The 13,857-nt window shown below is 29.7% G+C and carries 14 protein-coding genes; all 14 read left to right on the top strand.

Annotation, left to right across the window (positions count from 1 at the left end):
• The first annotated feature begins 98 nt into the window (after nt 1-98).
• The 14 genes from KPL54_RS20370 to KPL54_RS20310 all read left to right on the top strand — a co-directional run bounded on the left by KPL54_RS20370 (nt 99) and on the right by KPL54_RS20310 (nt 13,222).
• A complete protein-coding gene (locus KPL54_RS20370; RefSeq protein WP_216108371.1) occupies nt 99-1,160 on the top strand; it encodes a DUF429 domain-containing protein in 1,062 nt (353 codons plus the stop codon).
• Between the two features lie 179 nt (nt 1,161-1,339).
• Nucleotides 1,340-1,678, top strand: coding sequence for a type I restriction enzyme HsdR N-terminal domain-containing protein (locus tag KPL54_RS26200; RefSeq protein ID WP_253203636.1), 339 nt, complete (start codon nt 1,340-1,342; stop codon nt 1,676-1,678).
• A gap of 42 nt (nt 1,679-1,720) precedes the next feature.
• Complete coding sequence (locus KPL54_RS20365; protein WP_253203635.1) at nt 1,721-2,485, top strand: hypothetical protein; 765 nt, start codon at nt 1,721-1,723, stop codon at nt 2,483-2,485.
• 331 nt (nt 2,486-2,816) lie between these two features.
• The gene (locus KPL54_RS20360) at nt 2,817-3,248 is read left to right on the top strand and encodes a 5-methylcytosine restriction system specificity protein McrC (protein ID WP_216108370.1); all 432 of its coding nucleotides are present in this window, start codon (nt 2,817-2,819) and stop codon (nt 3,246-3,248) included.
• Nucleotides 3,249-3,292: 44 nt separating this feature from the next.
• On the top strand, nt 3,293-3,463 hold the full coding sequence (locus KPL54_RS20355) for a hypothetical protein (RefSeq protein ID WP_216108369.1): 171 nt from the start codon (nt 3,293-3,295) through the stop codon (nt 3,461-3,463).
• A gap of 163 nt (nt 3,464-3,626) precedes the next feature.
• Nucleotides 3,627-3,746 (top strand): topoisomerase DNA-binding C4 zinc finger domain-containing protein, encoded by a 120-nt coding sequence (locus KPL54_RS26605; RefSeq protein ID WP_216108414.1) that lies wholly within the window; start codon nt 3,627-3,629, stop codon nt 3,744-3,746.
• A gap of 209 nt (nt 3,747-3,955) precedes the next feature.
• Nucleotides 3,956-6,775, top strand: coding sequence for a Z1 domain-containing protein (locus KPL54_RS20345; protein WP_216108368.1), 2,820 nt, complete (start codon nt 3,956-3,958; stop codon nt 6,773-6,775).
• The gene (locus KPL54_RS20340; RefSeq protein WP_253203634.1) at nt 6,756-8,849 is read left to right on the top strand and encodes a hypothetical protein; all 2,094 of its coding nucleotides are present in this window, start codon (nt 6,756-6,758) and stop codon (nt 8,847-8,849) included. Before KPL54_RS20345 ends, KPL54_RS20340 begins: the two co-directional genes overlap by 20 nt.
• Complete coding sequence (locus KPL54_RS20335) at nt 8,849-9,787, top strand: hypothetical protein (RefSeq protein ID WP_216108367.1); 939 nt, start codon at nt 8,849-8,851, stop codon at nt 9,785-9,787. Before KPL54_RS20340 ends, KPL54_RS20335 begins: the two co-directional genes overlap by 1 nt.
• Before the next feature lie 8 nt (nt 9,788-9,795).
• On the top strand, nt 9,796-10,500 hold the full coding sequence (locus tag KPL54_RS20330) for a hypothetical protein (RefSeq protein ID WP_216108366.1): 705 nt from the start codon (nt 9,796-9,798) through the stop codon (nt 10,498-10,500).
• 42 nt (nt 10,501-10,542) lie between these two features.
• On the top strand, nt 10,543-11,442 hold the full coding sequence (locus tag KPL54_RS20325) for a PD-(D/E)XK motif protein (protein ID WP_216108365.1): 900 nt from the start codon (nt 10,543-10,545) through the stop codon (nt 11,440-11,442).
• Between the two features lie 566 nt (nt 11,443-12,008).
• Nucleotides 12,009-12,254: a hypothetical protein gene (locus tag KPL54_RS20320; RefSeq protein ID WP_216108364.1), complete on the top strand. Its 246-nt coding sequence runs from the start codon at nt 12,009-12,011 to the stop codon at nt 12,252-12,254.
• Between the two features lie 442 nt (nt 12,255-12,696).
• Nucleotides 12,697-13,023: an HNH endonuclease gene (locus tag KPL54_RS20315; protein WP_216108363.1), complete on the top strand. Its 327-nt coding sequence runs from the start codon at nt 12,697-12,699 to the stop codon at nt 13,021-13,023.
• The gene (locus tag KPL54_RS20310) at nt 13,007-13,222 is read left to right on the top strand and encodes a hypothetical protein (protein ID WP_216108362.1); all 216 of its coding nucleotides are present in this window, start codon (nt 13,007-13,009) and stop codon (nt 13,220-13,222) included. Before KPL54_RS20315 ends, KPL54_RS20310 begins: the two co-directional genes overlap by 17 nt.
• Nucleotides 13,223-13,857 lie beyond the last annotated feature (635 nt).

Genomic DNA, 13,857 nt, shown 5'->3' with positions numbered 1-13,857 from the left:
AAGATTTTTTTGATAAACCAATTAACAACTAGGGAATTATAGAGACTAAGAGAAGTGAGTGATAAAAAGAAAGATGATTAAACAAGGTGGTGTGGTTTGTGAACTTTATTGGTGTTGATGTACATAAGGAAAAACTGACTGTGGCAAGTATAGATGAGAAACTAAATATAGAATTTATAGATAATATGGTCCCTGATGGGTTACTTAATTATTTGAAAAATAAAGAAGTATCTATAATAGCGGTGGATGCTCCATATAAATTGAATTATGGGTTTATGAATAATGACCAGTATAGGATGACTTTAAATTGCAAACTAAAGGGACATTACAACAAAAAAGTTAGCGAGTATGAATTATCCAGAAGAGGAATAAATCCATTTTCTACTCCAGGAAGCATGAATGAAATTACTGGATGGAAAGGGTGGATGAAAACAGGATTTAATCTTTACACAAGGATTGAGGAATTAGGTTATATAGAAATAAGCGATAGGAAATATAATAATACTATTCAAGGGTTTATAGAAGTATTTCCTCATGCCTGTTTTACAGTTTTGTTAGAATATATTCCTTCACCTAAAGATACTGATAAGGGGTTAAAAGAAAGACTTGATATACTAGAGAAATCAGGTTTTAAAGGTCTTGAAAAAATACTTTCTGGATGTGGAAGACACGAAAAAACAGATAAACTAGATGCACTTGTAGCAGCATATACTGGTTATTTAACTTACATAGGCAATGTTACGTTTATTGGAAATGTGGATGAAGGTCAGATAGTTTTACCTACTTGTGCTTTAAAAGAGTCCTATAAGAGGTTAAAAAAATTAACAATACCTAAGGCAACATCTTTTCCAGTGTTACAATTTGAAAAAAATAAAGATGCTCTTGTATATGACTATATAAATGTAGATAGTGTACTATGGCTGAAATATTTTACGCCAATAAATAGTAGTCCACCTATTTGTAATCTTATATTAGGAAATATAAATAATGGGATAAAAGTTATAATAACTAATGATCAAAGTCAGGGTATTGAGGTTGAGTTGGAACTTCTAAAAAATAGAAAAGATGGGCTAAAGGTATGCATAGGGGATAAGGTAAAGTTAGCTGATTTTTGGGGAAGTCATGGAGACAAAAGGAAATATATTATCTCAATAGTTTGATTTAATTAGTGAAGTTAATATGATAAGTTATTCAATTATTTGGATATCAGTTCCATCCTTGTGTATTATATTTAGGTGGATATTTGTCATACGAAATCCATGAATTTATTTCAAAAATAGAGGGTAGATAATACTATTTGTAGAATAAGGTATTATATAAGAGTATAGGAGATGAGTAGATGGGTTTCAAGGAAGAGTTACAGAAATTATCAGTGCAGGTTAATGAAAGAATGGTACATATTAGTAACGAAGAAACGACAAAGCAATCTTTAATAATTCCATTTATACAGGTGTTAGGTTATGATGTTTTCGATCCTTTAGAAATAAAACCTGAGTATGTGGCTGACTTTGGTAAAAAGAGCGGCGAAAAAGTTGATTATGCAATATTTAAAGATGGATCACCTATTATATTTGTTGAGGCTAAGTCTGTAAATGAAAAATTATCTAATCACGATGCTCAACTTTGTAGATATTTTAATGCTGTTACAGAGGTTAGAATAGCAATTATAACTAATTGAACCGAATATAAATTTTTTACTGATTTAACAGCAGATAATGTAATGGATGAAACACCATTTCTTATTGTTGATTTGCTGAATTTAAAGGAATCAGATTTTGAAACTTTACTAAGATTTAAAAAAGAGTCATTTGATAAGGATTTTTTAGTAAGGTATGCTGAGGAGTTAGTTTATACATCTACATTAGATAATAGTTTAAAAGAGCTATTTAAAAACCCTGATGATGAATTTATAAGGTACTTAATAAGAGATGTCAGCAGTTCAAGAATTACAAGCAGTGTAATAGAAAGATTTAGACCAATAGTTAAAAAAGCAATATCAAACGCAGTTATAGATATAGTAAGTAAGGGGTTATACCAACAAGAAACAGAGTCAAATGTAATTGTGGGAAAAGAAGACGAAGTAGAAGAGAGTAAAGTCGGTGTTGAATCTACAGCTAATATAAATTCAACCAAAAGAGCTGTTGTAACAAGTGAGGATGAATTAAATTCATTTGAATATATAAAAAATGTTCTAAGTAAAGCGGATAAGGATATTACTAATTTGAATTACAAAGATACTACTGCTTATTTTTCAATATATGTTGGGAATACAACTAAATGGTTTTTGAGAATAAATTTAGATGGTAGTAATAAAAATGTTATTACAAAATTACCGCTAACTGAAATAGAAACAATTGTATCAGATTTCAAAACTGAACTAGCACCGAAATCACTTGGTGAATCAAGAGTAATAATTACCTCTGCTGATGATATTAAAAAATTAAATCAATTAATAATATTTTGTTATGAAAAATTAATAAATTAGTAATACATAATTCTTTAAAGAAATAATTATTTGTAAATATACAAAGAGCTGTGTACACTTTAAAGAAAATATCTAATCCAACATGAGAAGGCTACATCCCTTTTAATATAAATTAAAGGAATGTAGCCTTTTAGCTTTTTTTGATATATTTTGTTATTTAAAATAGATATTAATCCCTTTAATAAGTTAAATAGGATATAATGTGTATAAAAGTAAGTGAGTGTTGAAAACGGGAAAACTTTATTTGTAATATTTTACATTGAAAGTTGAGGGAAGAAAATTTTAAGTTTTTGACTTACTTATCTATGAGATTTATGTTGAAGCAGAGGAATTGCTCCATAGGGGAATTCAAAAGAGCTATATTGAGCGCGGAGAGAACGTATCATCACATAGAAGCAGAATTGATAATAATAGACTTTGTGGTCAAGGCGGAATTACAAAGGATACATTATCGTGCAATTACTTTAATAGATTATCAAAAAGGTACTCTGCGATCCTTGAAATAATTAACATTTTGTATGAATCACAAGGTATTCAATTAGAGGGAAGTTCTAAACATATTAATCTGCGAGGGTACTTTTTTGATATGAATGCATTTTTTGAAACATTAATAGGTAGATTAGTGCAGAACTGTAGTGAAGGATACTCCGTAAAAGGCCAGTATAGCTTACGGAATATGTTCATTTATACATTAGGGTTTAACTCCTGCAACAGGGAATCACCTACTCCAAGACCTGACTTTGCACTTATGAAGGGAGGGTAGTGAAATAGCTAGATGCTAAATATACAGATTTGTAGGAAAGAAGTTTGCCAGCTAAAATGTTATATCAACTAGCGATTTATGCAGTAAGCAGTAGTGGGGATAAGACTGTAACTATCTTATATCCGATGCTTTCAGATATACCTACTAATGCAAAAATAGATATAAATGATCCTGTATCATGTGGAAATATTGCTAGTGTCATATTGCACCTGTAAATCTTGAAAGAGTGGCTGAACTTATTTCTGGTGATTTAGGAGAGTTAATGGGTTATGTAATGAAAATTATAGGGTGAAAGAAATTAATTTCTTTAAATGTTGATAGTAAAGAAACTAGAAAACCTCAGGTAAAAGCAATTCACAAGACTTAGCTGAAAAAGCTATAAAAGTTAATAGTGATTTTTGTCCTAAATGTGGAGGGGAGTTAGTATTAAAAAATGGAAGGTATGGTCAATTTAAAGGAGGTGGAAATTTTCCTATATGTAGGTTTATTTCAAAATAACTGTTAACTTCCGTAGTGAACTATGGGTGAGGGGCAGTCAACTGAAAACAGAAAGGGCTAGTTCTATAAAATAATATTCAACAGGACTATAATCTTTTATAGAGAGTTTACATTTGTTGTTTGATGACACGAAACCGTTACATAAATTGTAACGAAGTGGACAAGTTCTATTTACTAATAAAATTTATGATACAAAAGGGAGGATACATATGGTAAATTACATATTACCTAAATATGATAATCATAGAAACTGGATTAGAGGGGCTCGTGAGCATGATATACAATGGAAAGATATTGAATATGCCAATAAAGAAAATGAAAAAGAACTTAATAAATTTTTAGAAATGCAGAAAGAGACAAATTGGTGGGAGGAAATTAATTCAATTGGATGGAAAGAAATAGTTAATCAAGAAAAGAAAGCGGAAGAACAGACAAAAGATGCAGAATTTATGGAAGGTACTTCCATGATATTAGATGAAAATCAAGATAATGCGGTTACAGTGCCAACGGATAAGAAGTCAGCATGGATATTATATAAGAATAATCTTCTAAAACAAGGATTTAAGGATAAGGTTGTTGATAATATTGAAAAATCATCAATAAAAATCCTAAAGAGGCTTAGCAGCAATACAGTAGATAGCAATCCTATAAAAGGTCTTGTTATCGGTAATGTTCAATCAGGTAAAACTTCTAATATGGCTGCACTTATGGCTATGTCTGCTGATTGGGGATGGAATATGTTTATAGTATTATCAGGAACAATTGAAAATTTACGTGATCAAACTCAGACAAGACTTTTAAATGATTTAAATTTTCCAGGTAATTTAATTTGGAGAGGAATTGAACATCCAGCTAAAAAAATATCATTAGGGCAACGAACACAGGACTTACATTTCGAAGATGATTCTGTAGAAAGATATTTTACAGTATGTTTAAAGAATGCTGGTAGATTAAAAAAATTAATACAGTGGCTTCAAAGTGATGCTAATAAACAGAAACATATGAAAATATTGGTTATAGATGATGAAGCGGACCAAGCTGGGATTAATACTGCCGATATTACAGATATAACTAACAATCAGCGTAAAACAATAAATGGACTTATAGTAAATTTGGTTAATGGGAAAAATGAAAAAAGTGAAGAAATTAATTCACATTATCAAGCAATGAACTATATAGGATATACAGCAACACCATATGCTAATATTTTAAATGAACATGGAGAAGAATCATTATATCCTAGAAATTTCATATCAGCACTTGGGGTATCAAAAGAATACTTTGGACCACAACAGATATTTGGAGTTGATAGTGATGAGTATGATGGAATGAATATTGTAAGGATTATTGACGAGGGAAATCTTGAAAGAATTAAAGATATTCATGATGGAACAATAGCTGATATACCGGATTCATTAAAAAATGCAATATGCTGGTTTTTGTGTGGTGTAGCATCAATGCGATTGTGGAATTACAAAAAAGCAATAAGTATGCTTGTACATTCTAGCCAAAGGCAAGATCATCATCAGCATATAGCAGATTCAATACAAAGGTGGCTACAACAGAATAATGATGAATATGTATGTAAAAAATGTGAAGAAATTTGGAATGATGAGACAAATAAATTTACTTTTGAAAATTTTAAAGAACAATATCCAGATTATGATAGAACTGATGAAGAAATAAATAAATATCCTAAGTTCACAGAAATTGAAGATGAAATAAGGGTACTTTTGAAACAAATAACGAATATTCATTTGGATAGTGAAGACGAACTTGAGTATCATAATGGAATACATGTATGTATTGATAACTGTTCAAAAAATCGAGTGACTAATGATGGGATGCATGTAAGGCTTGCATATCCTGATGCTAAAAGTATGCCAAAACCTGCACCAGCTTTTATAGTCATAGGTGGTGCTACTTTATCAAGAGGATTAACTATAGAAGGGTTAATTAGTACATATTTTTTACGTTCTGTTGGACAAGCTGATACGCTTATGCAAATGGGAAGGTGGTTTGGGTACAGAAAAGGGTATGAATTATTGCAAAGACTTTGGATTACACCAAAGACCAAGGAGCAGTTTGAATTTTTATCTGAACTTGATCAAGATTTAAGAAATGAAATTAAATATATGGATAGCATGGGAATAAAGCCTGAAAATTATGGACCTAAAGTAAAAAATACTCCTAAATATAGTTTTATACGAGTTGTTGCTAAAAATAAAATGCAAAGTGCAAAACCTTCTGATATGGATTATACAGGAGCATCTATGCAGACGTATCTTTTTTATCGTAATAATGAAATACTTAAACATAACATCAATATTGTAGAAACTTTTTTAAATAGCCTAGGGGAACTAGAAGAGAAGAAAAGTAAAAATAAACATGCTAAAAACAATCTTATATGGAGAAATATTAAATTTAAAGAAATAAGTAAAATGTTAGAAAAGTATAAATTTGTAGATAGATTAAAATCATTTAATGATATTGATAGTATTGCTGAATGGATTAATAAAGTTACAGATGAAGGAAAACTTACAGATTGGAATGTAATTGTATCAGGTAATGAAAGTAATAAATATGGTGCTTGGGACAACTTAAAACAGGGAACTGTTAATATTGTATCACGTACTCAAAAAGATGAAAACTCTGATATTGTTGATATTGGAGTGTTAAGTAATCCTACGGATATAATTTCAGATATAGTTTTAAATAATAAAGATGAAGAATTTATAGAAAAAATAAATAAATGTAAATCAAAAGAAGTAAGAATTTTAAGAAATGGAAATAAGTCAGGTCTTGATATGACACCACAGTTAATAATTTATAAAGTATCTGGTAGATCTAAAGCAAGTAATACAAATAAAAACAGATATGATTTAAATCTTGATGAGGATATAGTTGGATTAAGTATAAATATACCAGGAGGAAAAAGAGGCACTAATTATGTAGAAACAGTTTCAATACATATTAAGAATGATATATTTGATGATGAAGGGGATTTGGATGATACAAATGAAGATTGAAATAGCTGAACCGGGAAGAATGACGCAATCAGGAAGCTCCTTACTAAAACTTATACAAAATAATGATATGCCTATACTTGATTTATTTATAAGAGAATCAGTGCAAAATAGTCTTGATGCTAAAAATGATATAGACAAATATGTTACTGTAAAATTCAAAACTGGTTCTTTTAATAAACTTAGGTTTAATAGCGAACTTGAAGGAATAACAGAAACATTAGATAAAAGATATAATGAAGAAGAATATAAATATATATCAATTAGTGATACTAATACTGTTGGACTTACAGGAAAGCTTCATTACGATGATTTATCAGATAATAACTATGGAAATTTATTAAAACTTATTTATGAAATAAGTAAACCTCAAGATGCAGAGGGTGCAGGCGGTTCATGGGGACTTGGGAAAACAGTGTATTTTCGTGTGGGAATGGGATTGGTTTTGTATTACAGTAGAATAAGAAAAGAGGATGGAGAATACGAATCAAGAATGGCAGCATGTTTGGTAGAAGATGAAAACAATGCTGACTCATTAATACCTCAATATGAAGGTAAGTCTAAACGAGGAATAGCATGGTGGGGAGAAAAAAGAGGCGAAAATAAAACGCAGCCTTTAACAGATAAAGATTATATCAATCGTATCCTTGACATATTTAACATTGAACAATATAAAGATGATGAAACAGGTACAACTATTATAATACCGTATATAAATCAAGAAGAGTTACTATCAAATAATCAAATTGTTGATATTACAGAGGGTGGAGAGCAAAAAAAACAATCTTGGCAGTATAATATTGAAGAATATCTTAGAATTTCTTTGCAAAGATGGTATTCTCCAAGATTAAATAATACACATTATCCTTATGGAAAATTTCTTAGAGCAAGCATTAATTCAAATCCAGTGACAAAAGATTCAATGGAGCCAGCATATCAGATAATACAATCATTATATAATTGTGCAGTTGCAAATGGGAAATTACAGTATGATGACATCATTAATGAAGCTGATATAAAATATCAGAAAATAGTATTAAAGAATGTATTGAAACAGGGTAAAGCTGGTACACTTTGTTTTATAAAAGCAAATAGAAAATTATTAAAAATGGAATATCCAGACAATAAACCCAGTCCTTATGAATATTTTAACTGTATAAATGCTGATATAGAAAAGAATAAACCTATAGTTACGTTTACAAGAAAACCAGGTATGTTAGTTTCATATGAAAATGTAGGTTCTTGGACTGATGGTATACAGGCCTCAGATAATGATAATTATATTATTGGAGTATTTGTATTAAATTCGGAAAATGAACTTACTGGTACTTCAGAAAAATATTCACTTGAAGAGTATGTACGAAAAGGAGAAATGGCAGATCATACATCGTGGAATGATTTTAGCTTGTATAACAACCATCCACAAATTATAAATAAAATTCAAGGACATGTTAGGGGTAAGATATCTAAAGAATTTACAGCAGATGATGAATCTATGATTCAAAAAAAAAGTAGTGGACTAGGTAAAGTATTTGGTGATTTATTATTACCACCTCAGAATTTTGGAAAAAAACCAAGCGTATCATTAAAAAATAAAAGTAACTCAAGACATACTGAAAAACATGGAGATGTAATTTTTTCTTTAGAAAAGAACAATATAAAATATATGAAAGATGGAATTGAGGTCATAACATTAGTAACAGCTAAAAATAAGATACGTAATATTAGTCTTAGTTTTGGTGTTGATGCAGAAGGTGGAACTATTACATTTGCTCAATGGGAAGAGAAAATGAGAATGAAATTTCCATTTGATATTGAATATATAAAAATTAAATTAATAACATTTGATGATAAAAACAGTCTAAACTATTCAATGATATTGGATGAAACTAATTTAACACAGAAATATGATAAATTAGTTATAAATCAGTTGAAATCTGATAATAATTTTTATGGATTTACAATAAATTCAAAAGAATCTCACAAATACAGTATAGAATGCAGTATAAAAATAAATATGAAAAGAAGAGACTTTAAGCCTGCATTTATCATTGAAGCAGATAGGGAGGGTAAATAATGCTAGCAGCTATTTCATCTTTTCCAATGATTACAGAAGATATGTTAAAGAATATAAGTATTGAGATATCAGAGTATTCATTTTGTTATATGGAAAACAGTAAAAAGAATTTCCTTAAGTGTGAGAGAATTAGTGATGATTCGGTAATATATATGATAAGTGACAATGAGGGGATATGGAATATAGATGAACATAACCTTAGCATAAATAGACAATATAAGTTTAATAATTATGACATTATTTTTGGTGAAAAGGGTGTTGCATGTAGTAATTCAGTGGTAGGAATTGCTGTTGTGTGGACTTCTGCAGATTCAAAACAGCGTGGAATAATAGAGGTTGGTGAAATAAAAAATACATGTGAAGAATTAAATATTAATATGGAATATTTTTTTGACAAAGCACAGTTACGAGGAGATGTAGAATTTACTACAATTCTATACATAAAAAAGCCTGGTAATCCATTAAACAATGAACAGCATCTTGCAAATTCTTCTGGATGTATAGTTGTAGAAATAGATAAGTTTTACTTAAGACTTGATGGTACTGGATCAATGTTTCCTATCTATGAAATTAATGATTCACAAAAACCATTATGGTATTTAAACTGTGAGTGGGAAGATCCGAGATATGATGATTTTGCAGAATGCTTTTCAATATATATTAATTCAGGTCATAAAAATTATAAGTATTTGGATAAGACAAAGACAACATATAATGAGCAACTTTTAAAAGAAATTATGGCAAGTGCATTAACGATAGTTATAACTAAACTAAGAAGTGAATCATTTTGGGATTCTATAGTAAGTGAAGCGGCAGAGTTTGAAAATGGTAGTATTGCACAAGCTGTAAATTATTTTATAACAACTTTAGGATGGAATGCAAGTAAACCTGAATTACTGTCTTATTCAATAAGAGAGTTTTTTGATGAAAGGATGTAGGCATAAAAATGAGTATGAAAACATTAAAAAGACAGGAAGCTCAGACACTAATGGTTGAATGGATAAGAGATTCATCATGTCTACCTAGTGTAGATGATTTTTATTTAGAAATGAGAAATGAATTACAGAATGTTTATAAAGAAGTAAAAGAAAAATATTCAAGGGACTATGATATAGACATTCATTTTGGAATTTATATCTATAACTATTTTGAAAATAGATCTTTATTTAATATGAGAACTGCTTCAGATGATGGATTTTGGAGATATTTATCATTGAAAGTAGTACCTGATTTAGTGACAGATAGGTGGGGAAAAGATAATGAAGCGCACTTTTGGAAACGCGGAAGCAAAATATGGCTGCGAACATTATGGTGGTACATATATTTATCATGGCAGGGAAATGTACAAAAAACACTTGATGTAATTGAATCACCTGGATTTACTACGGATACAATTCTTAATCTGATTGATCGCTCAGGGAAGGGATATTACATTGGTGTTTATAGAAACATTATGTATTTTCATAGTAGGGTATCAAAAGGAGAACTAGCAGAGTTTAATAGAAATACTGCAACTAAAGCAGATTCATTGTTCAGAGTTATAATGAAACTGAATACTGCAAGAACAAAAGTTATTGAGCCGGCTCTATACATAGGCGGTGAGGGGGAATATGTACGTTCATTATTTAAGGATTTGGAAATAAGTGTTTAAGTTTGAAGAAGAAAGTAAACTATTTAGAAGGGATATAAAAGAATGAACATATTGGATGAAATACGAGAATACTTTGCATCTACTAAAAGAGGTGTCAGAGAAATTATAAATGTACCAAAGCAATTTCCAGCAATTGTAATACGGATGGATGAAGAATATGGTATAGCCATACCATATGATAAAGAAGAAGATATATATGAAAAATTCGCAAATGCCAGGCTTTATTCTAAAGAAATATATATTGATGGTATTATCAGCAAGTATCTTATATTAAGCTGTTTTATAGAAAATGTGAGGAATGAATTTGCAACACTTTGTGTACAGTTTATTGGACCTGGTGAAAATGGCGAGGATAGAATTAGGCTTTTGAACAATCCCGTTGAATGGTGGAAGCATTGGAAAGAACTTTTAGGAAACTCAATATATGATAAAAAAGCATACAGCATTATTGCAGAGATGCTTGTATTAGAATATTTATATAAGATGAACAAAAATGTAGAATGGTCAGCAGCAAACAGCGGAAGTCATGATATAGAAAGTGATAATGAAAGTTTTGAAGTAAAATCAACAATAAAAAGATATGGAAGTATTATTACAATTACAGGACAGCACCAGTTATTTAGTAAAAAGGAATTATATCTCTATTTTTGCAGACTTGAAGAATCAAATACTGGATTATCAGTTAATGATATGAAAATTAAATTAATAAATTTAGGATATGATGAAGCTAAATTAGAGATGCAATTATTAAAGCAAGGATATGAATTGGGTTCAAGTATAAGAGAAAGTAAATATAAAGTACTTGAAAAAAGAAAATATTTAGTAGATTATAATTTCCCTAAAATTACAAAGGATTCTTTTAAAGAAGGAATATTCCCAAAATCGGTAGTCCGAATTACTTATAGTTTGGATTTAGACGGTATTGATTATACAGTGTGGTAAAAAATATATTGATTTTTACACAGTGATAAGCCCTTGTAGAAGTTGAGTTATGCTCAATGTTATGCTTTTGATAAAAATAAGCACAGCAAAGCTAGCCTATAAAATCTAATTATATGGAAGGCGAGTGGCGGGATATTTAAATTAAGCTACTTGTAAATCAATTTTTCTAAAATAGAAATAAATTTAAATTTTATTTATTAGCAAAACAAATTGTGGCTACAATTTGTTCACGTCTACCAGCAGGCTGAGCAAAAACTAAAAATGCGTGCAAGTTTTAAAATCTATATTTCGTTTTTTAATAAAAATTTATAATTATGTTACGAAAACGGCTAAAAATCTGGTTTTAATCTTAATCCTAACAGGAATATGAACATTCCATGAAACCTCATTGTTAAAATATTTCATAGAAATTAGTTTTCGTTCACTCTGCCAGGGTTTTTATGAGAGAAAGGAATTTGCTATTAATGTTCTTAGCAATATGCAGTTTCATTAGTTAAAAAACATATATAAATGATAAGTATAGTTTAGTAAGCACAGCGCAAAATGATTCCGAATTTTGTATAAGTATGAATATATCAAAAGCTAAAAGTAATATAAATGGAGTCTTTGTATCCGGTTCTATCGGTGCACAAAGTGGATCGCAATCGCTTTATATAATGAAAGATGGAGAACTTGTTTCAGTCTTAGACGAAAGTATAAACTCGGTTTATCCTTGTCCAATTAAAGATATTTATGGAGATAAAATATTAGAACTTTCTTCTTTAGAAATAGGCCCTAAAGATCCAGATTCAAGCAATGCTGTTAGCAAGTAAAATATGTTCGAATATGCTTCCATATGCTACAAGAGGGTCGCATCGGAAGCCTAATAAATGTAATTGAAATTAGAGGTAACTTTTCGAAAGGCATTATTCTTAATTTTCATTCATGACTTATTCTATACTAAATGTACACCCTATACTTCTATATTTACTTTTTTAAGGAGGCGGATACGACCCTGTTACAGAAATTGGTAACAAAGTGGACGAGTCCTATTTGCTAATTGAAAACAATAAAGCTGATTCAGAATTAATTGATAGTATAACTGTAGAAGATCTGCAAGTGGAAAAAGAAGAATATATACCTGAGCCAGAACCAAAACAAGAATAAAAAACAGAAGGAAAAAGAAAGGTATATAAAAGAAGTAAGAAGAAAGCAATTTAGGCATTAATACGTGCTGATTTTGAATGTGAAGTTGATAATAGGCACGAATCTTTCTTGAGAAGAAATACTGAAATTAAATATATGGAACCACATCATTTAATACCATTACAATATTCAGATGAATTTGAGAATTCACTTGACGTGGTAGCTAATATTATATCACTCTGCAGTGGATGCCATAATAAATTTCACTATGGTGAAGGAGCAAGGGAGCTAATAGAGAAATTACGGAATGAACGCAAAGATGAAATAGAAAAAGCAGGAATCGATAGGACAAAATCTGGAACTGTTTTGACTTTGGATAAGTTATGGGGGTATTATGAATTTAAAATGCTATTAGGAGAGAAAAGTTTGTGTCACATTAATGGCAATTATCAATAAAAACTGTTACAGTTTCATTAATGGCTCAAACATAGGCACAACAGCTAGAGACGGTAAGATTGCACTCAGGGGACCAAAGGAAGTAATAGCAGAGCAGCTACGTGAACGACTAAAAAATGAAATGACAAGGTATAAAAAGAGAAAAAATATTGTGGAACATCCTTTTGGAACTATAAAAAGGACAATGAAGTTTTACTAGCTTCTTACAAGGAAATTTAAAATGGTGAGAGGTGAGGTTAGTGTTGTCGTTTTTGTATATAATGTTAAAAGAGTGATATCAATAATAGACATTAAAGGGCCAATGGCACATATAAAATAATTAAATGAAGATAGCTTAATTAGCCTTTTGGGTTTATAAACTATCAAATATTCACTAACACGTATGGGTATTTATTTCTTAAGTAAATATATAAATATATAAAAATAAAGAGAATCTAGATTATAATATCCATATATTCTCTATTCGTAATTTTCTCGAAAACTGACTTTTCGCTCAGCTTGACGGGATGGGAATATGAGCGAAGTGAATTTACTAAGCATAAATCGAGAAATAGAAAAGGTAGAGACTTTTTAGTCGCTACCTTTTTCTAAGTAAAAAAGTGGATTCCTAGCAACCTACTTTTCGTGTATAATATAGATATTCTAAATAAAAAATCATACAAATAAATTATATCAATAAAAACAATATATATCAATAAAAACAACATATCTTGTTTTCTTATATGAAAATAAGAATAGTGATATTGAAAATAATTTAGTGAAAAGTTAAGGGAAAATTCCTTATAAAAATAAAGAAAGTTGGATATAATAACTACGAACGAATGTTCTTGAATT

It is taken from the genome of Clostridium estertheticum, assembly GCF_018861295.1.
Lineage (GTDB): Bacteria > Bacillota > Clostridia > Clostridiales > Clostridiaceae > Clostridium_AD > Clostridium_AD estertheticum_D.
The sequence above is the reverse complement of the archived record's forward strand: the minus strand, read 5'-3'. Positions and strand labels throughout refer to the sequence as shown.